The organism is Natrononativus sp. DTA114 (assembly GCF_059736515.1).
In genome coordinates this window covers 138,669-164,437 of record NZ_JCASSN010000004.1, presented here as the reverse complement: position 1 = coordinate 164,437, position 25,769 = coordinate 138,669, and the positions used below count along the sequence as shown (strand labels likewise).

The 25,769-nt window shown below is 56.5% G+C and carries 21 protein-coding genes and 6 pseudogenes; 7 read left to right on the top strand and 20 right to left on the bottom strand.

All coding sequences use genetic code 11. The annotated features are described in order from the left end of the window. Positions 1-52: 52 nt before the first annotated feature. Positions 53-316, bottom strand: a complete 264-nt coding sequence (locus tag AC6I6S_RS16525) for a type II toxin-antitoxin system RelE family toxin (protein WP_497951705.1) — start codon at positions 314-316, stop codon at positions 53-55. Next, a complete protein-coding gene (locus tag AC6I6S_RS16520) occupies positions 309-587 on the bottom strand; it encodes a ribbon-helix-helix domain-containing protein (protein ID WP_497951704.1) in 279 nt (92 codons plus the stop codon). Before AC6I6S_RS16520 ends, AC6I6S_RS16525 begins: the two co-directional genes overlap by 8 nt. Positions 588-639: 52 nt before the next feature. Here AC6I6S_RS16520 and AC6I6S_RS16515 point away from each other — a divergent pair, with 52 nt between their 5' ends. Together AC6I6S_RS16515 and AC6I6S_RS16510 are read left to right on the top strand one after the other, a co-directional pair. After that, on the top strand, positions 640-774 hold the full coding sequence (locus AC6I6S_RS16515) for a hypothetical protein (protein ID WP_497951703.1): 135 nt from the start codon (positions 640-642) through the stop codon (positions 772-774). A 95-nt stretch (positions 775-869) separates the two neighbouring features. Continuing rightward, a pseudogene (locus AC6I6S_RS16510) lies at positions 870-1,766 on the top strand (RNA-guided endonuclease InsQ/TnpB family protein); the annotation flags it as partial. Positions 1,767-1,967: 201 nt separating this feature from the next. Here the strand turns inward: AC6I6S_RS16510 and AC6I6S_RS16505 are convergent. From AC6I6S_RS16505 to AC6I6S_RS16455, 11 genes and pseudogenes are all read right to left on the bottom strand, one after another. After that, a pseudogene (locus AC6I6S_RS16505) lies at positions 1,968-2,159 on the bottom strand (DUF6735 family protein); the annotation flags it as partial. 37 nt (positions 2,160-2,196) lie between these two features. After that, a pseudogene (locus tag AC6I6S_RS16500) lies at positions 2,197-2,519 on the bottom strand (biosurfactant protein 1); the annotation flags it as partial. A 245-nt stretch (positions 2,520-2,764) separates the two neighbouring features. Next, on the bottom strand, positions 2,765-3,586 hold the full coding sequence (locus AC6I6S_RS16495; protein ID WP_497951701.1) for an SWIM zinc finger family protein: 822 nt from the start codon (positions 3,584-3,586) through the stop codon (positions 2,765-2,767). 222 nt (positions 3,587-3,808) lie between these two features. Continuing rightward, the gene (locus AC6I6S_RS16490; RefSeq protein WP_497951700.1) at positions 3,809-4,684 is read right to left on the bottom strand and encodes a CPBP family intramembrane glutamic endopeptidase; all 876 of its coding nucleotides are present in this window, start codon (positions 4,682-4,684) and stop codon (positions 3,809-3,811) included. A 462-nt stretch (positions 4,685-5,146) separates the two neighbouring features. Then, positions 5,147-5,290, bottom strand: coding sequence for a hypothetical protein (locus AC6I6S_RS16485; RefSeq protein ID WP_497951699.1), 144 nt, complete (start codon positions 5,288-5,290; stop codon positions 5,147-5,149). A gap of 136 nt (positions 5,291-5,426) precedes the next feature. Continuing rightward, entirely contained in the window at positions 5,427-7,490 is a 2,064-nt protein-coding gene (locus tag AC6I6S_RS16480; protein WP_497951697.1) for a cation:proton antiporter, read from the bottom strand. A 167-nt stretch (positions 7,491-7,657) separates the two neighbouring features. Next, on the bottom strand, positions 7,658-8,926 hold the full coding sequence (locus tag AC6I6S_RS16475) for a potassium channel family protein (RefSeq protein ID WP_497951696.1): 1,269 nt from the start codon (positions 8,924-8,926) through the stop codon (positions 7,658-7,660). A 980-nt stretch (positions 8,927-9,906) separates the two neighbouring features. Then, positions 9,907-12,156, bottom strand: coding sequence for a heavy metal translocating P-type ATPase (locus AC6I6S_RS16470; RefSeq protein WP_497951695.1), 2,250 nt, complete (start codon positions 12,154-12,156; stop codon positions 9,907-9,909). 637 nt (positions 12,157-12,793) lie between these two features. Beyond that, positions 12,794-13,999 (bottom strand): annotated as a pseudogene (locus AC6I6S_RS16465) (transposase); the annotation flags it as partial. Between the two features lie 155 nt (positions 14,000-14,154). Next, complete coding sequence (locus AC6I6S_RS16460; RefSeq protein ID WP_497951694.1) at positions 14,155-14,559, bottom strand: hypothetical protein; 405 nt, start codon at positions 14,557-14,559, stop codon at positions 14,155-14,157. 530 nt (positions 14,560-15,089) lie between these two features. Continuing rightward, positions 15,090-16,421, bottom strand: coding sequence for a hemolysin family protein (locus tag AC6I6S_RS16455; protein ID WP_497951692.1), 1,332 nt, complete (start codon positions 16,419-16,421; stop codon positions 15,090-15,092). A 1,083-nt stretch (positions 16,422-17,504) separates the two neighbouring features. Between AC6I6S_RS16455 and AC6I6S_RS16450 the strand changes: the two genes are divergently transcribed. The 3 genes from AC6I6S_RS16450 (at position 17,505) to AC6I6S_RS16440 (ending at position 19,580) form a co-directional block, all read left to right on the top strand. Beyond that, on the top strand, positions 17,505-18,224 hold the full coding sequence (locus tag AC6I6S_RS16450; RefSeq protein WP_497951690.1) for a DUF2270 domain-containing protein: 720 nt from the start codon (positions 17,505-17,507) through the stop codon (positions 18,222-18,224). 134 nt (positions 18,225-18,358) lie between these two features. After that, positions 18,359-18,565 carry a Sp36 family protein gene (sp36, locus tag AC6I6S_RS16445; protein WP_497951689.1) on the top strand — a complete coding sequence of 69 codons (207 nt, stop codon included), beginning with the start codon at positions 18,359-18,361 and terminating at the stop codon, positions 18,563-18,565. Further along, positions 18,558-19,580 (top strand): DUF7972 family membrane protein, encoded by a 1,023-nt coding sequence (locus tag AC6I6S_RS16440; protein WP_497951687.1) that lies wholly within the window; start codon positions 18,558-18,560, stop codon positions 19,578-19,580. The genes sp36 and AC6I6S_RS16440 overlap by 8 nt, the downstream gene beginning before the upstream one ends. 271 nt (positions 19,581-19,851) lie before the next feature. Here the strand turns inward: AC6I6S_RS16440 and AC6I6S_RS16435 are convergent. Then, positions 19,852-20,364 (bottom strand): annotated as a pseudogene (locus tag AC6I6S_RS16435) (IS5 family transposase); the annotation flags it as partial. Between the two features lie 863 nt (positions 20,365-21,227). Here AC6I6S_RS16435 and AC6I6S_RS16430 point away from each other — a divergent pair. After that, the gene (locus tag AC6I6S_RS16430) at positions 21,228-21,923 is read left to right on the top strand and encodes a nucleotidyltransferase domain-containing protein (RefSeq protein WP_497951686.1); all 696 of its coding nucleotides are present in this window, start codon (positions 21,228-21,230) and stop codon (positions 21,921-21,923) included. Continuing rightward, positions 21,916-22,428 carry a DUF8154 family protein gene (locus AC6I6S_RS16425; protein ID WP_497951685.1) on the top strand — a complete coding sequence of 171 codons (513 nt, stop codon included), beginning with the start codon at positions 21,916-21,918 and terminating at the stop codon, positions 22,426-22,428. The genes AC6I6S_RS16430 and AC6I6S_RS16425 overlap by 8 nt, the downstream gene beginning before the upstream one ends. A 311-nt stretch (positions 22,429-22,739) precedes the next feature. Here AC6I6S_RS16425 and AC6I6S_RS16420 read toward each other — a convergent pair. The 6 genes and pseudogenes from AC6I6S_RS16420 to AC6I6S_RS16395 form a co-directional block, all read right to left on the bottom strand. Continuing rightward, positions 22,740-23,326, bottom strand: a pseudogene (locus AC6I6S_RS16420) (DUF8008 family protein); the annotation flags it as partial. 105 nt (positions 23,327-23,431) lie between these two features. Beyond that, on the bottom strand, positions 23,432-23,581 hold the full coding sequence (locus tag AC6I6S_RS16415; RefSeq protein ID WP_497951965.1) for a PIN domain-containing protein: 150 nt from the start codon (positions 23,579-23,581) through the stop codon (positions 23,432-23,434). Then, positions 23,556-23,819, bottom strand: a complete 264-nt coding sequence (locus tag AC6I6S_RS16410; RefSeq protein WP_497951683.1) for a type II toxin-antitoxin system VapC family toxin — start codon at positions 23,817-23,819, stop codon at positions 23,556-23,558. Before AC6I6S_RS16410 ends, AC6I6S_RS16415 begins: the two co-directional genes overlap by 26 nt. Beyond that, the gene (locus AC6I6S_RS16405; protein ID WP_497951682.1) at positions 23,816-23,971 is read right to left on the bottom strand and encodes a hypothetical protein; all 156 of its coding nucleotides are present in this window, start codon (positions 23,969-23,971) and stop codon (positions 23,816-23,818) included. Before AC6I6S_RS16405 ends, AC6I6S_RS16410 begins: the two co-directional genes overlap by 4 nt. Positions 23,972-24,262: 291 nt before the next feature. Further along, positions 24,263-25,117, bottom strand: coding sequence for a hypothetical protein (locus AC6I6S_RS16400; RefSeq protein ID WP_497951680.1), 855 nt, complete (start codon positions 25,115-25,117; stop codon positions 24,263-24,265). 91 nt (positions 25,118-25,208) lie between these two features. Further along, entirely contained in the window at positions 25,209-25,532 is a 324-nt protein-coding gene (locus AC6I6S_RS16395; protein WP_497951679.1) for a hypothetical protein, read from the bottom strand. Positions 25,533-25,769 lie beyond the last annotated feature (237 nt).

Genomic DNA, 25,769 nt, shown 5'->3' with positions numbered 1-25,769 from the left:
GAATTTCAGACCGGTTCTCCACGAACCTGAGTATAACCGGAGGCAGAGCGGATTACGGTGGGAGGTGGCGATCGTAGATATTCCGCCGATGCCCGACCGCCTCAACGATCAGGACATCTTCGTCTCGGTCCCACGTGATGATCGCACGGTAGTCGCCGGCACGAAGCTTGTAGTACGGATACCCGCTGAGCTTTTCGAGGCGATGGGAGGTCCAGTCTTTCGCCTCGTCGAGTTTCTTCACCAACCGCTCTTGCGCTTCCGATTCGAGTCCCTCCAGTAAATCGAGCGCTTTCGGTGTCCACTCGACTTCAGTCATCGATTCCCAGCCGGTCCTTCACTTCGTCCTGCGACACCGTCTCGCCCTGCTCCCGCTGCTTTCGGCTTTCGGCTAGATGTTCCAGCGCTTCCTCGGACAACTGCGTTGGTGGATTGACGGCATCGCGCAGCGCGTCGCGGATGAACTCAGATTTGTTCGCGTAGCCACGCTCCTCCCAGACATCGTCGACCTGTGCCAGCAGCGATTGGGGCACCCGGACGTTGATCTTCTCCATTTCACCGTTGCCGCCGGCGTCGCTGTCAGTGCTCATATACTGTGATACGCCTGTATCACGTAAGTAGCTTCCGTTGGATACGCGGACTGTGGTTGACGAGCTGGAGGCTCCGCTCGAGGGAGAGCCGCCGATGGTCCGAGAGGTTCAGGACGACGGTGTTGCCGTCAACACGAAAGCCGACGTATTCGACTGTCTTTCGGTAGTTTTGAGCGAGCTGTTCTGACTGTACTCCTTGTAAACTATCCCACCCTACTCCCTCGGCGCATACGCACCTCAGTCCTTGAGGGTTCCGTCAGACGCAGTCTGACGACGTGCAGGCTGACGTACTCGCAGTCTGGCTTCGAGCTCAAAGACACGAGTGGCCGACGTGCGACACTCTGGCTCTCTAAAATCGGAGACCTACAGATTCGCTACCACCGCGAAACCCCAAACGAAGCGGATATCAAAGAAGTCACGATCAAGAAAGAGACGACCGGCGACTGGTTCGTCTCGTTCGGCCTCGAAACCGACGACGCCGATCTGCCTGAGAAACCCACGTTGGACTCGCTTGATGCGAGCAATAGTGTTGGAATCGACCTCGGTATCCTCAACTACATCCACACGAGCGATGGGAAGACCGTGGATTGGCTCGACCTCGAAGACGAGTACGAACGACTCCGCCGCGAACAACGCAAACTCTCGCGGAAGGAGCAAGAATCGAACAACTACGAGAAACAACGCAAGCGGGTCGCCAAGGTCAAGCGTCACATTCGCCGGAAGGTGCTGGACTACCAGCACAAGATCACGACATGGCTCGTCCGCGAATACGATGCTGTGGTCGTGGAAGACTTGGACGTGAAGGGGATGCTCGAACAGTCGCACAACGCTCGCAACAAGCAGGACGCGGCGTGGCGACAATTCATCCAACTCTTCGAATACAAAGCCAACCTGTACGGCTGTCACGTCAAGCAGGTCGAACCAGATGGGACGACAAAGGAGTGTGCGTCGTGCGGTGTGGAAACGGCGAAGCCCATCTGGGTTCGCGAACACTCTTGTCCGAGCTGTGGGTTCAAGTGTGACCGGGATGCGAACGCGGCGATGAATGTGCTTCAACGCGGCTTTTCTGAACTAGGGCTGGGATGGCCCGAATCCACGCCTGTGGAGACTGCGCTCCCTATGGACACCACTCAGGTGTCTGCAAATCGTGTCATCGAAGCAGAAGGTCTCGAGGCTTGACCCCGAGGCGATTCACCGGCGTCTCCGTGTCGTCAGTGAACAGGACATCTTCGAAGGTTCGCGTCCAGAGGATCGCGTCGGGATCCAACTCACAATCGTGGAATGGATCATCGGCTGGTTCTTCGGTCACCGAATCATGAGCCTACGGGGACTCAGTCCTTTTGCCCCCGAAAAAACAGCAACTGCCTCGAAGCAGATCGCCTACGAGTGTCCGACACTCGCACTTTCGAACGGTGATTCGCCGGTCGGGATGAGCAGTTCCTGTCGATCGCTGACCCACTCGGCCAGCTTCCGCTTGAGATATTGCCTCGCCGTCGACGGTGTGAAGACGCCCTTGTCGATCATGTCGCCGACGACGTCCTTGAGCGCCTGGAACTGGCCCTGTGAAGTACCTCGGGGTCAAGCCCCGAGGCACTCGCCTCGATTATCTGTAGAACGTCGACGCCTCGACGAGCAGATGGACGATATGGAGTAGTATCCACTCAGTATCTGGTGTGGGACTCTCGTCGCTGGTTCCATCGAGATGGTTCGTGAGGCAGAACCGGCACTTCGTCTGAGAGGTTGGAATCGATGCCCCACAGGATCGACACTTGTTCTCAGACTCGGTCTGCTGGTCCGGATATCCTGTACTGGTTGATGCAACACGCTGTCGGCGGCCCTCCCAATCCCCACATCCGCTCAGCTTATCGTCTGGTATGGGGTCGCCTCGCCGGTCGGCCGCAGCTCCTCAAAGTCAGAATCTCGGTTGTACATCGATTGGCTCGTAGGTTCTGCCGGGATGGTATTTCAACGTCAGGGTGACCGTTCTCGTGACTTCTTCTTGAATTACGCGAAGACACCTCGTAACGCTCTCCGATACATCACTAGGTGTATGATGCGCTACGATCATTGATGTCGCCGCCCTCACTGACGCGGTGCCCCTCAATATCGGCGAGTCCAAGTATCGCTCGTCGCGGACCAGTCATGACGCGCTCCGAACGTCGTCGACGCCGCGTGAGCTACTCGCAGGACTGTTCGCCTACCTTTTCTCGGAGCTCGGCCGCTGCCCGCTCGAAGTGTTCCGCGAGGAATGGCGTTCCCGACGTCGCTCGCTCACCGAGGAATGCGACGGCGTCTGTGACCGTGTCGGCGTCGCGTTCCGTGGCCACGACACAGTCGACGTACCCGTCGAGTGCCCGTCTGAACGCACTCGAGAAGTGGTCGTATGCGCCGTCGACGCGCTCCATGTTGTCGTCAAGCGACTCGATAAGTCCCCGGTAGACGATCATCGCCGATCTGTACTGCTCCTGCTTGCGGTACTCGTTCGCGAGATCGAACCACTGCGTGAAGTCGATCGGCTCGAAAACGACGTCGTACTCAGGGTTCGTCTCCTCAAACCGCCGATCGATCGAGGTGCGAAGTTCGTTGACCGACCGCCTCGTCGACCCACCGGCATGGGCGAGAAACCGATCGCGGAGATCCGCATCGGTCACGAGTTCTTCACGCAGGAACGCGCGGAGCTCGTCGGCGCCGGCACCGTTGAGTGCAGCGTCGAGTCGATCGCCTTCGTCTAGGGGACGGTCGTCAACACACCGAAGCAACACGGCGACGACGTGCTTGCACGTTCCCGGCCCGTCGTACGGACAGTCGCACCACGGGGCAAACCCGTCGACGGCGAGGTCAACACGGACATCGTACTGACGGCTGCCGCTCACGACGGCGGTTACGGTGGTGTCGACGCGGTGAATCTCATGGACACGGCCCTCAGCAAGGTATCGTTCGCCGCGCTCGAAGACCGCGTCCGTGCAGACATCCCGAACCATGTCCTCGGTTACGTCCATGTGTGTAGACGGTGTTCCATCGCGAGCGGGAAAACTGATCCGTCGATCTCGCTTTCTCTCCAGATCGGAACGTTCTCATAGGGGTTAGCGTCGATTCTCATACTTTTCGGTGTGGCAGATCACGGATACGTTGTATCCGGTGTGATGAATATAGAGCATGAAGTCAGCAGATAGGAAACGTGCTAATCACAGGAGGTTGGGATGAAGGACTTCTCTGGATGGTTATCGCGCCGGCGTGCCGGATGCCGCCGATCTGGGCGATGAGAAATCCACTATCCCATGCCGTAGAACAATAAGAAGTGTCAGAGCAAGCACGACCAAAATAAATGCTTGCCCGCCGATGTCGGATTCGATTGCGGGAAACGCCCACAACGACCAATTGAACGAGGCATGGAGCAGGATCATCGGCGCGAGACTCCCACCAGTATTCTGGAACACCCACGTCATGACCACGGACAGGAGCATTATCGTGATCATGAAGCCCACAAGCGGGCGCTGGTAGTACATCGTCATAGACGGCATGTAGAACCACGGCAAATGCCAGATGCCCCATACGACTCCCAGTCCGAGACTTCCAGCTAATGCACCAAACCGTTCGATCAGCGGATCGAGTGCGTACCCCCGCCAGCCGAATTCCTCCTGCATCGGCCCACCAAGAAGCAGAATGTAGACGAACGCGATAGGAAGCACATACGCTTCACCCGTCCAGGGAAGTGTTGGTTCAACTCCCAAGACAACGGCCATACCCAGTGCTCCAACGGCGAGTACTGGGAACAGCACCACTGCAGGTATGAACCACCAGCGGGGAAATGAACGGTCAACAGCTCGCTTGAGGAGACGGGTGACCCCGTGCCGACCAGCGTGCAGGTATACAAGTAGAACAGCTGCCACTGTAGGACCAAACGCCCCAATCTCTGGGATCTGGGCGACCCCCACGACCAGGTCGTCTATCACCGCGATTCCCGTCTCAGTTCCCGAAGCCACGGCAACCTTCGGGAGCCACAGCGTCCACGAGAAAACAAATGTAAGTAAAAAGAAAAGAACGAGCCGATTGGTTCCGATATTCGGACGCTGGTTGGTGTTTGGTGAGGAATCCATTAAATATCATAACACTTGACTATAGAAGACCGTTTCGGATAGTCTGGGTTAACCGCTTCAAGTTGGCTGTATGGTCTACGCCCGTTCACCATTCGCGCTCTGTATTCATCACCACACTTCTGTAAAATTCTAGCCATGGTTGACGCAAAACTATGGCTTGCCCTGCTAATCCCTATCACTCTGAGAGAAGCCGCGATACTGTTGCAGTGCCGCATCAACACCACTACGGGCGCGACGGGATACCGATACGGCCGTGTCTCAATGGTGAGATCCCTTCTAGACTTTCGCGGTAGTCATCCTTACGGTGGGTTTGACGCACTATTCAGCCGATCCAGGTCACCGTCCTCGTACGCTGCTCGCCACATCGTATGGACTGCACGAGTGACGAGTGACAGAAACTAAAGCGCATCCCTCCGCCTTCAGGCGGAGGTCGAGCGGTAGGTACTACCGGCCAACCAGCGACTACGGCTCTCCAGGGGCCTCCTCGCGGACGCGCTTTTCACCCTCAAGGAGCAACCCCTTCCACGTTAGTCCGTGGTGTTTCTTGAGTTCTTTCAGCCGTTCGTACTGCTCTTCATCGTCAAACTCGATTCGGATCGCGACCATACAGTATCACATAAACAGCATATTTATACAGATTAGGCGAGAAAACCCACGACTTTAGTCGTGGGATGAATCGCCTAATCTGTATAACTCATTCTGGAGTGATCTCACTCTCACAATTTCGGTAATTCGAGCGTCTTTATTTCATTGATAATTGCGGCTGCTCGTCGCTACTCCCACCGACCGGCGGATAGATTACGATGAAGTCACCCTGTGTGAGTGTCGAGACGCGTTCGGTAAGTTCTTGGAGTTCTGGTCGCCATCCCATGGTGTTTCGGCGAGCGCTCGCACACACCACGAGATCCCCTACCGTCACGTCATCGGAAAGAACCCGAATCAATCGTTCCCAGTCATCGATGTATTCTGTCTCAATGGGGGTGTTCGACTCGAGTTCTCCGAACAGCTGCTCGGAACGATCCCCAGACTCCTCGACGGCGAGTGCTCGTATCGGCGCTCCAGTACCCGCTGCGATTCGTTCGATCGTCTGTCTGACCTCGTAGAAGTTTGGATCATATGACACCGCGGGTGGAAGCACGACGACGATTCGGGAGACGGTATTGAGCGGGTCCCTGATTCGGGAGACGAGAACGAGTTGATCAGTCCATGCGAGAACCTGCCGCGTAGTCTGACTGAAGAGAGGTTGTCTGTAGAGGTGCATTCCGTCCCAGTCGAGAAGGATCGTCGTGATCTGGTTTTCAACGGCTGCGCGAGTGATCCCGGAGGCGATATTGTGATCGACTCGCGTGTGAAACGTTACCGGAACCTCTGCGCCGGCGGCATACTCTTCTGTGTGAGCGATTGCTGCATCGGCGGTCGCAACCTTTTGCTCCGTCTTCGGTCCCGGGTGGACGACCGCTAGCGTGTGTAACGGTTCGGTGGATTGTTCCTCCCGGATAGATAACGCTAGATCGAGCAGGGATTCGTGATACCTCATCAGCTTCTCGTGGTGCTCGGGGACCGGAGTAAACGGAATGAGGATCCGTTGGCGAACGTCGGGTGAGTCGCGTTTCCCTCGCCGTTCTTTCGCCACGACTGCTCGACCGTATTTCTCCACCACGATCGGACTGACCAGACTCACGACGAGGATCATCGACACCGCGCCGTTGATCATATCCGTATCGAATCCGGGAATGCCAGCGTCGAACGCGATGAGCACGATCGCTAACGCTTCTGCCTGTCCGACCGAGAGCCCGAACATGCTTCCGATCTGGTCGTGATCATACGCGTACAGCAGGCCGGTAATCCAGGACGCGGCGAACTTTGTGACGAGTGCAAGTCCGATCAGTGCCCCGGCGAGCAGCAGCGACTCGCGGCCCCCAACAATCAAGGTCACATCGACGAGCAACCCTATCGAGAGGAGAAAGAACGGGATGAACAGCGCGTTACCGACGAACTGGACGCGATTCATCAACGGCCCTCGATCAGGAATGAGCCGGTTGAGAGCCAGCCCTGCCACGAGCGCTCCGATAATTGGTTCGGCTCCGACTACTTCAGCGAAAACTGCTGAACCGAAGAGGGCAGCCATGACGAACAGGAACTCGAAGTAGCTCTCTTCGGCGAGGCTTCGAAAGAACCGACGACCGAGCCACGGAACGATATACCAGATCCCGGCGAAGAGCAGCGTGATGCCAAGCCCGAGTTCCACCCAAAATAGCCAATCAAGGGGAGCTTCCGCCGAAGCAACGACGATGACGAGAACGAGCAGTGCGAGTACGTTCGTGAGCACGGTGCCGCCGATGGTTGCTGTGATGGCGTCATTGCCGACGATCCCCAATTGACGGGCAACAGGATATGCGAGCAGTGTATGCGATGCGAAGATAGCCGCGAATAATAACGCCGTCGGCAACGAAAATCCGAGCACCCACATCCCGAAAACGGTACCGACTCCCTGAGGAATGAGGAACGCGAGAACGCCGAAAATGATGCTCTGGTCGATGTTGTCAAAAAACCTATTGAGATCGATCTCGACACCGGCGAGGAACATCAGATAGATCAGTCCGACCTCTCCGAGGAGAACGATCGCATCCCCTCGGTCGAGAACACCAGCTGCGTTCGGACCGATCGCGGCCCCAATGAGGATGATCCCAATAATACCAGGCAATCGATGGCGTTCCAAGAGGAGTGGTGCGACGAGAAAGATGACCATTGCCAATGCGAAGATCGTTATCGGATCTTCGATAGGAACGGTTTGAAACAGTGTCACTAAAGGGTCACCACCGATCAAAACGTCATACCACCGCTTCACCTATCCCCTCTCCGGTCGTTCTCGACGGTATCTTCGCGTCACAAACCGATAAGAGCCGGGTTCCACGGCGAAATAGAGGACTTGTTACCAAACGACCTGATCGATAGCGGCTGGGTGTATCACTCTCATATGTAGATGAGAAGATCGTTTTGTTGTAGTTCGAAATCGGGATCTGGTGCGAGGTGCAGCTCATCATTTCGAGTGACACCGATAATGCGGTCGATGTCGAGCGCTGAGAGTTCTACGTCCGGGTCGCTCAGTCGGGTGAACAGGATATCACTGTCAGTACCGCTAACGGGTTCGTCAAGGACAGCAGCAGCGACCATCTGTCCAGAGATTTCCGATAACTCAAGCACGTAGTCAGCGCCCGCTCGTTTGACTCGTCCAACTGCTTCCCTCTCTGTCACTCGCACAAAAATATTGACCGTAGAATTCAGATCACGGGTAAGTAGTGTTGCGTACAGTGCTTGTCGATCTTTAGGAAGCGAAATGATGACTGCGTCTGCGTTTTCTACGCCCGCCTGTTGAAGTGTTTTCGTAGTGGTTGCATCGCCGACAATGTCCACGTGTTCGTCTTCATCAATGTCTACGACGGTCGGATCCGCGCCCCAAGTTTTCAACGCCGACCGAACGGTACTGCCGACCGTTCCGTGACCGAGGATAACGATTCGATCGGACGGCATTCCCGCACTCATCGCATAATGCGTAGCGAGCGCTTGTCCGATGACCTGTCGTGGCTGTACAACGTACTCGACGCCAGCCGAGTGCAGATACTGTCGAAGTGTCGAGTCCTCGAGTGTTGCGGTTATCGGGATCATCGGAGCCACGTCGCGGACAGCGAGTGCAGCGTTCAGTGTCAAATGATCGTCGCCAGCGACGACCGCTGCCTGTGCCTTCTCGACCGAGGCTTTCCGGAGGTCAGATTCGGATTCCGGATCACCGTGTAACACAGTGTGTCCGAGGTCGCGGAGCTCTGCCGCGCGATCTCGGTCCGTCTCGATGATTACATAAGGGTGTGGATGAGCGTGTGACTCGATCTCGGTGATAAATGTGTGGACGAGCGGTGTGTGTCCGGAGATTACAACGTGATTTTCGAGTGGCTCGACGGTATCGAACCGCCGTTGTTGGAGAAACTGACTGAACCAGGGCACGACGAATAGTGGCAGGAGGAGAAAGAGGAGCAGGATGCCGGTGAACTGCATCAGAATCGTGAACAGGTTCATCATCATCGTTTCCCACGGTGCGTCTTGTCCATATCCCGTGGTCGTTAACGACTGGACAACTGTCTGGAGGGCGGCAGCGAGAGAGAGGTTGCGGTTCTCGTACACGGCCATTCCGTACCAGTAAAAGGCCGTGTAGACGCTCATAATGACGGCCACGATGATGAGATACACTGCGATCCGATACCCGATGCTTAGCCGGGTTAACCGGCGTATCGTCTCCGTTGACCAACGATCGATACTCATTCCCAGTTATCTATAGGCGGTGCAGGACGAGAACCCCGACCCTTGAGGTCGGGGTGAAGGCCGTCACAGGATGACGCTATCCACGTGCTGCGACTCCACACCCGCAAGTTGCCTCTGTGGGTCGGTAGCCGAACCCCAACGGAGGAATCTCGCCCCTTTAGGGGCGGGAGGATGTCAATCGTGGGAGGCCATCACAAGGACCTTAACTATCATTTCTTGTCGGCTAAGAGCACCTACCATGATTTGAGGGTATGGGTGTGAAATGTCTGGCTCAGTGACATCCTCCCACGACTAAAGTCGTGGGCTTCCCACGCCCGGTTGCGCTGGTTTGGGAACTTACGTTTACGACCCGACACGTCGATGGGAGTGCCACGCCCCCGTTACTTCTATCCTGTGAAGGATTCGAAGGTACCTGATTGTTTTACGTCGGTTGGTGTGTCCGAAGGCTTACTTTTTGATGAGGCAAACACCAAGTCAACTGCCAGTTTTCGGACAATCGTTCACGATGGGGAGCCATCGCAACGACAGTCACAGATACGCAGTATGGGCACTCAAACATTTCGATTTCAATGTTTGAGAACCGTTCGGCGATTCATCCCACGACTAAAGTCGTGGGTTTTCTTGCCTAATCTGTATAATGTAACGATGTGGGTGTGTCAGTTAGATCAGGACTCGGTGAAAGTCATGGAATGGAGATCATACTTACATACATCGTTGTCAAATGGATTAGTATGGATATCGTTCACATCATGCTCGTTGAAGCGTTACTCGTCGGTACGAGTGCCTTCATATTAGGTTGGTGGATAGCATTAGCCTCAAAGAGTCTTGTAGAGCACGATCACGAACAGCATGCTTATCTTAGAGGTTATGTTGAGACGATAGATCTCAGTTCTGACGACAAGGTTTAATCACACTGATAGATCGGCGCGACGGAGAAGTTGCGCGTTGATCGCGACGATGACCGTACTCACTGACATCAACACTGCGCCAATTGCCGGTGACAGCAAGATGCCAATCGGCGCGAGAATCCCCGCCGCGAGCGGGAGGGCAAGCACGTTGTACCCGGCCGCCCACACGAGGTTTTCCTGCATTTTTCGGTAGCTCTTCCGGCTCAACCGGACCAGATGCGCGACGTCCCGCGGATCGTTTTCCACGAGAACGACGTCGGCGGACTCCACTGCGACATCGGTGCCCGACCCGATGGCGATCCCGACGTCGGAGCGTGTCAATGCTGGCGCGTCGTTCACTCCGTCACCAACCATTGACACGAGTTTACCCTGCTCCTGGAGTTCGACGATTTTCTTGTCCTTGTCTTGCGGGAGAACTTCGGCAAAGTACGTGTCAATGTTCAGTTCCTCGGCAACGGCGCGAGCGACGTCTTCCGAGTCGCCGGTCAGCATGGCGACCTCAACACCCATGCCGTGGAGCGCGTCGATCGCCTCCCGACTTTCATCGCGAATCCGGTCCGCGAGGGCAACCGCACCGACCGCCTCGTCGTTTCGAAGCAAGTAGACGACGCCCTGCCCGCGTTCGCCTGCCGTGTCGGTGAACGCTTTGAGAGCGGAGCTGAGTTCGGTATCAAGGTGGCGGAGAAGGTTCGGCCCGCCGACGTAAACTGTTTCGCCATCTCGCACTTGGCCTCTGTCCATGCCAGGAACTGCGGTGGCCTCCATTTCGACAGTTGCGCGAACGCCGCGCCCCTCGAGCGCCTCGAATTCCCGGACGCCTGGAACTGAGAGATCGCGGCCACTTGCCTCTTCGCGGATCGCCTCCGCGATCATGTGTTCGGAGTCGCCCTCGACGGCGGCCATCACTGCCAGTAGTTCGTCCTCGTCCCAGTCATCGGTCGTCGTCACGTTGACGACACCTTGTTCGCCTTTTGTGAGGGTACCCGTCTTGTCGAAGACGATCGTGTCGAGATTGCGCGCCTCCTCCATAGCAATCCGATCCCGGATGAGCATGCCGTTGTTCGCCGCCATCGTGGTATTGATGGCGACCACTAACGGGACAGCGAGCCCAAGTGCGTGAGGACACGCGATGACCAGTACCGTGACGACGCGCTCGACCGTCGTCAGACCGAACCCTGCGGCGATCGTCCACGCAACGGCCGTCACGACCGCAACGGAAATTGCGACGAAGAACAGCCAGCCAGCGGCTTTATCCGCCAGCACCTGCGTTCGTGATTTGCTCTGCTGAGCTTCTTCGACCAATCGCATGATGCCTGAGAGCGTCGTCTCGTCGCCGGTCGCGGTAACGCGAACGCGAAGGCTTCCATCCTGGTTCGTCGTTCCACCGATCACCTCGTCATCCGGTTCTTTCTTGATCGGTCGTGATTCACCAGTAATCAGCGCCTCACTGACGTTCGATTCGCCCTCCTGGACGATACCATCAGCGGGAATATTTGACCCGGGGCGAACGAGGACGAGATCTCCTGCTTCAAGCTTATCAACTCGAATTTCTTCGGTCTCGCCGTCCTCACTTATGCGTTCAGCTATATCCGGCATCAACGCTGCGAGTTCATCAAGCGCGCCAGATGCCCGACGAACGCTTCGCATCTCGATCCAATGTCCCAGTAAGAAGATGACAATCAGCGTGACCAGTTCCCAGAAGAACGTCTCACCGATATCAAACAGAACCGCCAAAACGCTGTAGACGAAGGCCACGGTGATCGCCAGCGAGATCAACATCATCATGCCCGGTTCTCGACGGCGAGCCTCGGCCGTGGCCATCCGAAGGAAAGGAGTGCCACCGTACAGGAAGACCGCAACACCGAGAACGGGTACTATGAGCTCACTTCCCGGGAAGGGTGGGGCGGTAAATCCGAGCCACGCTTGGATCGAAGGGCTATAAATTAGAACCGGAATGCTGAGAACGAAACAGATGAAAAACCGCTTTTTGAACATCTCCTCGTGACCGGAGTGGTCAACGTGTGCCTCGTGTCCGTGATCGTCATGCTCTTCATGTTCATCTGTTGTGGGATCGTGCGGACGTGACCCCTGATAGTGGGAGAAACGCTCCTCTTCTTGAGATCTCTCGATCCCCTCTGCCGTCAATCCACACATTCGGCAACACGGGCAGCGATGGTCAGTTGGCTTTTCTTTCTCTGACCTTTCTGTGTGGGTTTCGTGCGCGTCGTGAGCGTGGTCGTGTTCTGACATCGTTATCGCCTCAATTGCGACCGTTCCCGGCGGACTTCGAATTCACCGGCAGAGAGTTCCCTGCTACCATACGAGATGTACAACTCTTCGAGAGCAGCGTTTGTCTCCCGGTTCTACGTTTGGGTACTACCTCATATACGAAATAGCTGACACCGAAAATCACGAAAGAAGATCTCTACATGACACTGTTAGGCAGAAGTCCGTACGAAGTCGGTCGCGGCATTTCGGCCGTTTCCCGTAGCGACGGCCAAGTTCGAGCGACAGAAATAGATCTGCCCGATAGAATGAGAAAATGTCACTATTCTCCCCAATAGGTTGACGCGAACATAATTATGTATTATATGATATTCAAAAACGGAAATAGGATGAAGAATTGAACGAGAGGTTCAGTGGAGGCTATCGATTCAGTTGTTCGCTATACAAGATCCTCAGTATTAGGGGGTAGGAAGATGAGACTACAGCGTGTTTAGCAGGCCTGTGATGCAGATATTTGGACGAATCAGTGAGGCGGTATTGCTTCAGATCACCTCTCAAGCACTAAATTTTGTTAGCCTAGAAACTATTTCGGTGATCTTCTGAGATTGGGACCAGCGTTGCCACTCGGAAACACGGCGTTCAACCGGATTAAGCGGGCGTTCTACCCAATTCCAGTCTCTTTCCTTAGCAGCGTCAGTGTGTTATCGGCTGTTACAATTGGCGCGTGCTCGTACTCTTCAGTCAATTCGGCTTGCACGAGCAGATCAACGGCCCGCCAGATCGAGTACAGGAGGCATGCGAACGCGAAGTAGAAGAATCGCAACCCGAAATCTTTCGACATCGTCGCAGCCATGAACCGCTTGATCGATTTGTAGCCACTCTCGATCTCCCACCGATAGCCATACTCAGTGATGGAGCCACCCCGATTCGACATGAACACCGAATACTGGCGATGGTCATCGTGCTCGGCGTTTTCTTTCCGCCGGTAGATCAACGTCGTCTCATGCCACTCGTTCTTGCCTAGGTGGAGCTTGCGATCGGTCTTGTATCGGTCCTGATCGCGTTTGAGGAGACGTTTGGCCTGAGCCTTCTCGCTGGTCTGCATTCGCTTTGGCACGACGTACGAAAGCCCACGCCGACTGATCATCTCGAGGATGTGTTGACTGTCGAATTCCCGGTCCATCAGCACGTTATCGATGTGAACCATGTCCTGGGCTGAATTCAGGAGATCTTCAACGATCTCTTTCCGCGTCTCGCCTCGTCGTACTGGACGAGCATCCAACACAAGTGGAACAGCGTTGCCGACCAGCTGTACTGTCGCCCACTGGTATGCGTACTCGTCGGTGTTCTCTTTCGTCCCGATGATCTCGTCCTCGTGGCCCGTTCTGTCCCGTGTGAACGGAGCATCTTCGGTGATATCGATAGCCACGATACCAGCTCGGAAGAACTCCTCTGTCTTCGCAGCCTCGTCTATGAGCTTCCTCACTGCTTGCCAGTACATTGCTCGTATCCCCGGTATCGAGAGAGTTCGAATATGCTCGCGATGGGCGTGACCTAACGGCGTCCGCTCACGAGTCGACTCGTAAATGAAGCTGCGAGCCCCTTCGTTGGCAGCTAGATTTTCTCGAAGTCCGAGGTAGGTTTGTAAGTCCCAGTAGGCATTCTCATGGATTTCACACCCCTCTCCCCGGTCAAGCGAGAAGGCGGGGTAGACGACCCGGCTGACGTGATTTGTGATCTGTTCCGCCTGTTCCAGCACGGTTTGGGTATCTAGATCTGGTTCTTCAGTGTCACCATCACGGCGAGGGAGCTTTCGGTCCGGATCTCGCGGAATTGCGACATCTGCGTTCTGGGCTTTGATCGAGACTTACACGTTGAAGCCACGACGAGATGCTGGCTGCGGTACGTTCAAAAATCCGTCTAACTGATCAGTATAGAGGATGAGTGCAGCACGGCGGCTCTGTTTTTTTACGCCGAAAGCGGTGAATCATCCGCTCACTACACGTGCTTATCGGCCTTCAGTTAGCAGTCATCAGAAGACACTTGCTGCTCCCATTCGAGTCGCTGGCATCCCAATACTAAGGAATCTGGAATTTTAGTTGCATTTGAATGGAGAGCTTCAAACACAATGGCGACTTCATCAAACTGAGGGCCACGGTATGCAACGAGTGGTTCATTTTCCCACTCGATGTACCCTGAATCGGCTAACATCGGAAGATGACGGTGATATAAATCTTGTCGGATGTTTTTAGACTCCTCGGGAACATTTGGGTTGATTGCACTTTCTGGAAGTGGTACTGCCTGGTCTGGTGGTGCATCTAACAGTGAGACAACAAGCTGTCGGCGGGGTTCGGCAGATACTGCCTTGAACACAGTATCCCAGTTCTGAATGACGCGTTTTCCGTTTTCAAGCCGAACTTGTGACATGGGAACATGATTTTCCCGAAACTACTTAAAGAGTTGCCCTACTGAGACGATATCCAACTAATCATAATTGCTGATGGGTGGCTCACCTGTACTAAGCGTTCGTCCCTCCACGTTGATCGCGCTTTGACTCGTGCGACATTCGCGCTGTGTATTCAGCAGAACCTGTTCGAACTACCGAGTTCCTGTCAAGAGCCGCGTGCTGCATATAGAGGATTAGTGCAGCACGACGACTCCGTTTGTTTCACGCTGAAAGCAGTGAACCATCCGCTCACTACACGTGCGAACTGATCGCTGAAGTTTTTACCAGTCTTGGCAGATGTTTTGGCGGCTGTGCGAGATAGAGGGCGCGTATCTTACAGTGCCTTCCATCTGATTATACCGCAGATCTGGTTCCACCGCTGAAATCCAAGACTCGTCAATTGTCGATCTAGTTGATGAACGACTACGAATCAGACCGGTAGAGAACGAAACGCCAATTAGACGGCGGCGTAAAGCTGAACGGACCTAAACGATCAAGTTCATACCCCTACTCAGTCCACCGCTGGATCATCGATATCTCTTTCGTGGACCCATACCGTCGAAATTCGGGTTCCCTCGACGCTCGTTACCTCAACGACGTGACCGTCGATCTCGACACGGTCGCCAGGTTCTGGCGCGCGGTTGAGTTGCTCGAGAACCAGTCCACCGAGTGTTTCGACCTCCTCGCTTTCGAAGTCCCCAGCCAGAGTATCGTTAACGTTCGACAATTGGACTCCTCCGTCAATGTCGTACCCCCCATCGTCACGCTGGCGTATCGAGGGTTCGCGCTCATCGAGATCAAACCCATCCCGAAGGTCACCGACGAGGGCCTCAACGATGTCTTCAACCGTTGCAATCCCCTCGAACGCTCCCCACTCGTCGATGACTGCGGCCATCTGCTGCTGATCCTCCCTGAACTGTATCAGGAGATCGCTAATAGCCATCGTCTCCGGGACGATGAGAATCTCGCGGGCGATGTCACCGACTATCTCGGCATCCCCATCGTCCACCTCTGCTCGCAACACGTCCTTGACATCTACGAATCCGACCACTTGGTCACCGTCGTTGGCATCAAGAACCGGATAGCGCGTGTGTCCAGCCTCTAAGACGATCGAATGAAGTTCGGATAGTGTGGCATCCGCCGGAACGCTCACCACGTCCGGTCGTGGGACCATGACCTCCCGCACCGCGGTGTCGTCAAGATCGAAGACGCGCTCAATCATCGTTACTTCTGTCACGTCAATGTCCCCACCCTCGCCGGATCGCGTTAGTACCCGAAGGAGTTCTTGCTCACCAAGTGTCTCATCCGTTTCGGAAGCGGGTGGCACACCGAGCGACCGAGTGAACGCGTTGGCCGCCCCGTTGAAGACGACAATTCCCGGATAGAGTATGTAATAAAAGGCCTTCATGGGCGGGGCGAGGATCAGTGAGAGTCGCTCGGTCTGGGCGATTGCGATCGTCTTCGGCGCGAGTTCACCGAAGACGACGTGGAGAAACGTGATGATACTAAAGCCGATTGCAAACGCGACGAGATGGATGAGATTCGCTGGGAGAATCGGCTCCAGTACGGGTTCGATGAGCACCGCCACTGCGGGTTCGCCGACCCATCCCAACCCGAGGGAGGCGATGGTGATACCGAGTTGCGTCGTGGCGAGGTAGTTGTCGAGATTCGTCATCACTTCTTGGAGCGTCCCCGAGCCGGGCCGCCCCTCCTCGACGAGTTGGTCAACGGATGTCCCCCGAATCCGAACGAAGGCGAATTCTGCAGCGACAAAAAAGCCGTTCAATACCACGAGAATTAGCGCTAAGACGAGTTGTCCCACCGAGAGTGCGATGTCTACCATCGGTTCTCCCAGAAAGTACTGCCGTTCGATTGGAGTGTGGCCATATCTATGAATCTCGTCCCATTTACTAAAATCCGTTACAGGATTCAGGGGTGGCCGACTGCTGTCAGTAGTGAATTGGTCCTGTTCTCGTGGCCATAGACTGTCCTCCTCGTTCCATCAACTACCTGTGAACATGGGGCCTCGAGATTCATCAGGCAAATCAGCATCCGGTCCTGCTGAAGAGACTCTCTGGATGTTGCACGCAGTTTTTGCTAGTAGACGTACAGGTCCTACTCAATTGCGTTACATCGTCCACCTGTATTGACCGATCACCACCCTTCGTAGACTGATCTTCGAACCATGGGACATTCGCGCTTTCTATTCAGCAGATTGTGATCGAACTGCCGAGTCACTGTCAAAAGTGAACTGCTGAATATAGAGAAATACTTCAGCACGACGGGCGGGTTTATTTCGCGTGATTGGCTCTGAACTACCCAATGTGACATCCTCCCACGACTAAAGTCGTGGGTTTTCTTGCCTAATCTGTATAACACCGGCGAAGGTGTCGATCTATCGGTCCGAACTCACCTAAAATCGGTTACCCATCTGTATTGCCTCTACTGACACCCGGTTTTTCAGAGATCTTCCACCGTAGGCTGTCAGTTCTGCCCAAACCGAGGGGGTACACCTGCTGAAACAGGCGGTCTCAGTTAGTGGGTAGCGCTCTCCATCTCGGTTACATTCTGAAATTCGAACCGCGCACCACCAGTCGCACTCTTGGTGACCGAGCACTGCCACCCGCACAGCGTCGCCATCTCTTGGACGAACGTCAGTCCGAGCCCCATCCCGCCCTCACTGATGGCAGTCGTGTATCCGGTTTCGATAAAGTTGTTTGGCCCTGTTGAAATCATCAATAGCTGATAGGAGTTGCCTGCTGCATGCAGAGCATCTAGTTAGCACGGTCATTTCGTTTGTTTCGGTCGGATTGCGTTGAATCAGCCGATCATTGTGCGTGCGTACTGTTCGATGTTCTCCAGTACATGACACTCAGATTATGCTGTCACCATAACTGCTTATGGAGCGAGGAGATGTCTCTCCTGTATGACCGACTCGAGTAGCGACGAGTTCGACCCAACAGCACCAGACCAACGGGAGGTCGGCCGCGAAATGGTTGACGACAGTACGGAACTCGGTTCGGTGATGGCCCACGCCTATCGCGGAGAGATAGACCGAGTGGGGACGTGGCGCCAGCGCCTCGACGAGACGACGACGTGGGCGGTGACGCTGATGGCAGCAATCTTGACGTGGGCGTTTTCGAGTACCGATAACCCACACTATATCTTGCTGATCGGGACCGTTGTCGTCACCATCTTTCTGGGCATCGAAGCACGGCGGTACCGGGACTACGATGTCTTTCGCTCTCGTGCTCGAGTCATCCAAGAGAACCTGTTCGCAAACGCCCTCGATCCGTCCCAAGGCACTGAAAGTCATGACTGGCGAGCGGAACTGAGCAGGGACTATCGCAGGCCGACGCTGAAAGTCTCGGTATACGAAGCACTCGCAAACCGGCTCCGGCGTGTGTACCTTGCTCTGCTCAGTGTCCTCTTGGTCGCGTGGATCTTCAGGATTACAGCGTTTGCGCCACGCCAGGACTGGCTGACAACCGCTGAAATCGCCCGTATCCCCGGGATTGCTGTGGTTGCCGTTGTGGCTGTGTTCTACGTCGTACTGCTGGGCGTCACCTTCTGGCCCCGCGAGCGCCATGCCAAGGGTGAATTCCGTGAAGGGGACCCGGACGACTGGAAAGAGACAGACCGATAAATCCGTTCTCTGTATGTAGTACTGCGATTGCGTTATTTTGCGTGGTTTGGTCCCGCCACCGTCGGCCAATTCTCGAGTCGCCGATCCGGAATGGCAACGCGAACCCTTTTTCGGCGAATCGTCGATATACAAGTATGCCAACGGACCAGGAGACCGTCTGGGAATACGAGACGAGCCGGCCACCCCGCGAGACGACGATGGAGGAAGCAAGCGATCCCCAGGAACTTCTCAACAAATACGGGCGAGAGGGCTGGGAGTTCGTCAATACGATCGAGTATACTGGCGGCGGTACCAAGTACCTCGTGTTCAAACGACAGGCGGGTGGTGACGCCGATGAGTGACGACACGAACGAGGATGAAGTCAGCACTCAGAACACGATGCGCGAGCGGGCCGACGAGAGTCGGATCAAGCTCTGGCTGCTCATGGGGGCGAACCGACAGCTCGTCACTGGCGTGCTCGCGGGATCGTTTTTCGGGCTGTTTATGCTCGGGACCCTCCTCGAACCGACGCTCTCGGATCTACTGCAGACTCGGGGCGTCATCGAGTCGCTGTACGCGCAGATGGTTGGCGCGCTGATCACCGGTGTCATCCTCGTCGTCACCATCAGCCAGCTGATAATTTCACAGCAGAACGGCCCGCTCGGCGAACAGCGAACGCGGATGAGCGAGACGCTCGACTTCCGAGATTACATCAAAGAGCTTACCGACAAGCCGGCACCGGCCGATCCGTCGGCGTTCATCCGGGAGATCATCGACGCGACAAAGCAACGCGCCGATACCCTCGACGAGACCATAGAGTCGACGGACAACGATGACCTCAGAGACGAGGTCGATGAGTTCGTTGACAGCATCACCGGCAACGCCGAGACCGTCCGCGACAAGCTCGAGGGCGCGAAATTCGGCACGTTCGATGTCGTCCACGCCTCGATGGACTACAACTACTCCTGGAACATTTTTCAGATCGAGCGCCTGCTGGCCGACTACGAGGACGACATCGATGAGGAACAACGCGACGCCCTCGAGGATCTCCGGGCCTCCTTCGCGATGTTCGGTCCGGCCCGTGAGCACATCAAGACGCTGTACTTCCAGTGGGAGCTGATCAATCTTTCGCGGTACATTCTTTACGCCGCGATTCCGGCGCTGCTGGTCTCGGGGATGATGATAACATTCGTCGACGCGACGACCTTCACGGGGGTGATCCTCGGGGTCGAGACGTTGCTCTGGGTCGTCGCGATCACCTTTACGATTACGCTCGTTCCGTTCTTGCTGCTGACCTCGTATATCCTGCGGATCACAACGGCCGCAAAGCGGACCCTCGCGATCGGTCCGCTGATCCTACGGGATTCCCAGCGCTGAGATCGGAAGCTACTCGACCGACACCGACGTTTTCGCCTCAGCCGACCGTCAGGTCGTACGTGACCGTGTTCAACTCCGGCGGCTCGCCCGACTCCACGATCTCGAGGAACTGTTTGTCGTTTCTCTCCCAGTCGGTGTGATCGAGCGAATCTCCCATCAGCTACGTTGTCTCCTGTTGGACGATTCACGCGGGGCGACAGTGCAGGTATCAATTCTCCTCCGTGCTGAATATGCGCCGTGGGGCCTGTTTAGACGCGTGAGATCAGTGGTGTCAGAGCTTCACGGCTTGCTCGATGTTTCTGACAGCGGCCTTTAGGACGAGTTCTCTGAACTGTCCAAACCACGTTCTCGCCCGCAACGTCTCGCCGAACCGATGTTTCAATGCGAAGAAGATCGCTTCGACGATCGAGCGGCGGTGATAGACATTCTCGTCGTGACGAGCGTTATGCGCTTTGTCAAGTGCGTAGAACTCACGATGTTTGATCACCGGGCGAATGCCAGCACCCCTGAGTTCGTGCCGCAGCGCGCCCCAGTCGTAGCTTTTGTCGGCGGTGATCGTGGTCAGGTGGGGAAGATTTCTTCTGAGTACCTGTCGTCCGACCTGGGTGTCGTGCGGTTGTTTCATCGAGCAATGGATATCGAGGATGACGCTGGTATCGCAATCAACAAGCGCTGTCGTCTTGATATCATCAAAGTTGTAGCCAACGCGAAGAACGTAGTGACGGCTGGCTTGGTGTCGTTTGAAGCCCGTTGCGTCGATCGCCTGAATGTCGCCGAGTTCATGTGGGAGGTGGCCGTTGTCGTACTCGAGCTCCAAGTAGTGGTCCCGTCCTCGATAGATGTAGTAGGCGTCTTTCTGGCCGTTGGCATCTCGAACGCCCCAGACATGGCGCTTCTGTCGGGACCGATCTGTGTGATGAGTGGTGATCATTCTGAACCTCGGTGAGAGGCCTTTTTGAGAACGTAAGCGGTAGGGAGTACGCCACCTGGAAAGTTGATCCCGATGACCGATGCCGACAATAAACGGAGAGCGGCCATTCGCTGTGGGAACTGTGGGTGGATCGGAGTCGCTCGAGTCCGAGTTCGAGAACTTGGTTCTTCGTCAGCGGAGACGCCCATACCCCTACACACGCGAGCAACGATAACAGTCTGGCACCGTGCGGAGCGGTCGTGACCTGTGCTCGTAACAAGTCTGTTCTCTTTCGCCGTTCTCGGCGAGTGGCTTTACCGTTGCTTTCGGGAGCAGCTGAGACACCGGTTGATCGACGTACTGATCGGTCACACCCGTTGTGAGCGCGAGTAGGAACATAACCCTGGATTCTATGTTATCTTCACTCCCACTACCACTGAATCAAGAGGGCGTTCCTCGTCGTTGTGACTAGCGAGGGAGGCGACGTCGACCGATGAGCCGACATCCATGATCGTCCGAGTGGTGATCCCTATCCTGTGGGCGGCTATCTCTCCGTTCTCACGGCGGGTCGGCCTCGGGCTGGGCGTCAGTGACCCGGGCGACGAGGGTTTCGGTCTGGACGTCGATCCGGCGAGCGTCGCTATCGTCCGCCACGAGGCGGTCGGTGTCGGTCACCGTGTCTCTCAGTTTCCGAAATCTATTTTTAACCTTGTGATGTTAGAGCAAACACGATAGGCATGACAAAACAGAACCGGCCGGAACGCGAGGAGCGCGACTCGGCTGCAGTCGGGAGTATCCGACTTCCGATTCCCGCACCGGAGCCGGACCTGTTTCGGCACACGGCCACGAACGATCTCCTCCGGTTGCTCCTGGATACTCCCTACGAGGCGTTCACGATTCGCGAGTTGAGCCGTCTCACTGGGCATTCGACGTACTCGGTCAAGAGCTCCGTCGACGTCCTCGCCGCAAACGACCTCGTCATCGCACGCGCTGAGGGAAACCGACGGCCCGTCCAAATCAACCGCCGCGTGGTGGAACGCCCGGATGACCCCGTGCTCCGCATTCCCCAACCCGAGTTCCACGTCCCCGTCCGGACGGCAGTCGCCCGTCTCCGCGAGGAGTTGGACGACGTGCGAGGCGTGCTCGTCTTCGGCAGTGTCGCCCGCGGCGATGCAGACCGCCGGAGCGATATCGATCTCTGGGTGCTGGTTGCGGGGTCTCGCGGTGCCCGACACCGGGGGAACGAACTCGCGACCGACCTCAGTCGAGACCGCTTCGACGGCGAGCGCTACGCGTTCCAGATACTGGTCGAAACCGTCGACTCCGCACAGAACTACGCCGACCGACTCACCGAGATCTTCACCGATGCGATCACGCTCTACGAAACCCCGGACCTCCGCCGGCTCAAACAGGAGGTGCTGACGGATGCCTGAGGATTCGGCGACCGTTCTCCACGCCCTCGAGCGGGCCGAAGACGCGTTCGATGGGTATACGGCCGGCGTCCCCGACTACGAGGCGGGACTCGATCCGGACGTCCATCAGCCGCCGGTGATACAGCTCCGAAAGGCCTGTCGGCTCCTCGATGCGTGTCGAACGCTTCGCGAACACGACGGCTATCACACGAGCGTGATCGAGATGTCGTTCGCCGCCATCGAACGAACCCTCGAGTTTTATGCCTTGCTTGCGTCGAACGATTCGATCGACAACTTCCAGAATCACACACGAGCGTACGACCGGGCCGCGGCGTTAGGCGTCTTCTCCGAGGAAACCGCACGGCGGCTCAAAACGCTCTACACGGACAACCGGTCGGCTGCGTACTATCGCACTACGGTGGCCACGACGGCGCAAGCCGACATGCTGTTCGACCTTGCTGTCGCCGTTCACGAGCAGGTCAAGCACTTCAGCCAGCACGCCTACGAGTGTCAGTGCACCCGGTGAGCCGCCTCGAGCGTCGGGATGTGGGCGGTCTCATCCCGCACACCGAGAGCTCCCGGAGAGTGGCGTAGTCGGTGTCGGCCACCGTGGCCCTAACGGGCCTCCCTCATCCCAGGTGTTTCGAGCCCGGTCCGTAGACAGCTGGTGTCCTCGGTCACGTCCAGAACAGCGTATCGCGTCCGTTCGACGACTATCGACTGACTGACAGCCATTCCTGTAGTCGATCCGGGCGAACAGCTGCGACCGGAGTGGATCGGGTTCGTGCGTTGAGAGGGGTGTCTCTCTCGAGGGGGTTCGCAGGTGGGTGGACAGTCCTACCCGTGGACGTCAGCTGTCGTCGGGGTCGACTCCCCTCCGGTGTGGGTTTCGCCCGGAATCTCGGCGTCCGCGGGCACGAGGAGGCGGCGTTCTGTGTATGGAAGCCCGTTCTTGCGTTCGGTCTGTTTGCGGATCGCCAGGCGGTGGTTGGTGAGATCCTGGATGACATCGATGGTTCTCGAGACGAGTTTCTTGGCGTAGGCGTCGCTCGTGCCGGGTTCTTGCCTGCGGGTCCAGTGTTTCATCTCCGAGGCTTTGACGTACTCGCGAATCCCCTTACAGCCGCTCTGCCAGGGATTATCGCCTCTGGTTGGGTCGGTGCGGACCCGCCAGAGTTTCGCAGCGAGCCGAACGGGGAGGCTGTTCGCCGTCGACCGGAGCATCTCGTCGTCCAGTCGGCGAGTTGCTGGACCGGCAGGAGGTCGCCGTGGGCGAGCGCGATGTTAGTGTCGCGCTCGAGCGGGTCCTCACTCTCCGGGAGGCGGTAGTAGGTGTGGCCGTCGTCTTTGGTGAGTTTCTCGAGTTGGCCGTCGGGAACGTCGATCTCGTGGGGGTCGATGTTTTCGGTGCGGAGGTGAGCGCCTCAAGGCGGGAAGTGTCCGGTCATCGAATAATCACAGAGGAACGCAGAACCGCCCATCTCGACCGTTACCGCGCGTGCGAACGCCTCGAGCGCGACGCGTCGCGATCAGCGAACGTCGTCCGGTGCGAGTGCCCCGGCGTCTTGTAATTCGGAATCGAACGAGACGAGGTCAGCATCGTGGCCTTGTGCACACGCGAGAATCAGGCAATCGAGCGGATACAACAGCGTCTCAAGCTGGAGCCGGTTGGCGTCCATCATATCTGCCATCGGGGATCACAACCGACACGTCAGCTGTGATCTCGTCCTGTATCGCACGAACGCGGTCCAGTTCGAGACGCTGTTTCTTCGTCAATACAGTTCGCAGTTCCATGAGATTCAACGTCGAAGTCAACAACTCGTGATCGCCGTCTAAGAGTTCGGTAGCGACCTCACCGTGGGCTGGCTCATCGGTAACGGTCGCAATAAAGAGGTTCGTATCGAGAAACAGTCTCATGACCGCTCTCGAACCTGTCGAACCTCTTCGACGGAGTCGAGATCAAGCTCTTCGGCCATTCCACGAAGCCGCTCGCCCAGCGGTGATCGGTCCTCGTCGTCGGTCGACTCCGAGTTCGAGAACTCGGCTACGTCGTCAGCGTAGACGCCCATACCTCTACACACGCGAGCGATCGGTAAAACAGTTCGGCATCACGTGATCCCAAGTCCCGTTTGCCGACGAGTCCGTCGTTCAGCTCGGCGTTCGGGTTCGATCTCTCCTCCACACCCCGCTACACCCAAGATAACCTTAGATTCTGTGTTATCTTCACTCCCACTACCACTGAATCGAGAGGGCGTTCCTTGTCGTTGTGACTAGCGAGAGCGGCGACGTCAACCGATGAGTCGACGTCCATGATCGTTCGCGTGGTGATCTCTATCCTGTGGGTGGCTATCTCTGCGTTCTCACGGCGGGTCGGCCTCGGGCTGGGTCACAACGGGCGTGACGCGTCCTGTAGTCGAACCGTCCCCGAGGAGATCGAGATGACTGTACCTGCTCTCTGTGAGTCCGACAGCTGTCTCGCGATCCATCGTGAGGATCTGCGTGGCAGACTGGGTTGGACTCACCTGGCGGGTCGACTCCTCGAGGTCGCTCCCACCAAGTCGGTCCATCGCCTCCCAGACGCGCGTGATGGTCGTCCCATGGGGCTTTTCGCCCATGATCGCAGTCAGCGCCTGGCGGACGTCCTCACGGGTGTAAAAGACGCCACTGCCATCCGTGCGTTTGGTTGCAAACTCCTCCCAGCGTTGGGCGACTAGCAGTGCTCTGTAGGAGTTGTGCTCACTGCGTTCGTCGACGAAGCGTTTCTTGACTTTGTACGGGCGGCAGTTCGCGAAGAAATCCAGTGGACTCGACGATGGCTCGACGTCGTCGGGGAGCACTCTCGTGGGCTCCTCGGAGGAGTCTGTGGTGTCCTCGAGACTCGCTTCGACCTGACAGGCTTTCGCGCTTGCAGCGCGAGCGATCTCCGTCGCGTGTTCGGCAGTTGTCGCTGCCTGGGTGGCCTTCCGTGCGAGGTCTGTTCGTGTTTGGTCGCTTTTGTCACAGCGGGTTTCGAGGTCGGCGATCCGCTCGCGGTGGGTGTCGACCTGGCGACGAAGCGTTTGATTCTCGTCTTCGAGCGATTTGACGTTCGAATGGAGCTGTTGGGATACTTTTGCAACCTGTTGGAGTTCTCGTGAAAGTTGGTCGACGCTATCTGCGGTCTCCTCACGCGATTGTGCTGTACTCCCGCCAACTCCCTGATTCTCGGACGACATTCGATTAGGGTGCGTGTGTCCTCGCTAGGTGAGCAGTCGACCGCCAGAGGTGTATCACTCGAGGACTCAGGAGGGGTGCGTTGGATATCATTTACAGATCATCTCCCTGGATTCGGGTAAGAAGTTCGAGGCGACCACGTGGGACGGGGCCGACGATGAGGTCCTCGAGGCGAGTCGCGGTTGCTCGAGGGTAGGCGACTTTGACGATCTTGTCTGTCGGGTCGTACTCGGGGTGGACGTCGGCGACAGTTGTGGTAGTGCCGCCGATGCAGTACTCGTTGGCTGGGGTATCTGTGAGGCCGGCAACGAGCAGGTGTTGTGTGGGGCCCTCCTGATCGCGGACGTGGTCGCCGACGTGCAGGGTCGGGGTGTCGTCGGTAGGTTTGTTCTGTGTGGTGGTGCCGCCGTCGGTCATGAGATTGTGAGACTTTGTGGCGGTCTGTGTATCTACGAGTCGAGTAAGGAGTGGCGCAGTCTTCTCCCATCTTATCGAGGGATAGTTGTCACTATTTGATTTCATGGTGGTCTATCTCTGAGACGCGAGGTTACCCTGCGTCCAACAATTACACCATTCTCGAGAGGGGGCAACTAGGCACTGACGTACACACTGTGAAAAGTGATGACAGCACAGCCAATCTTACATACACTACTA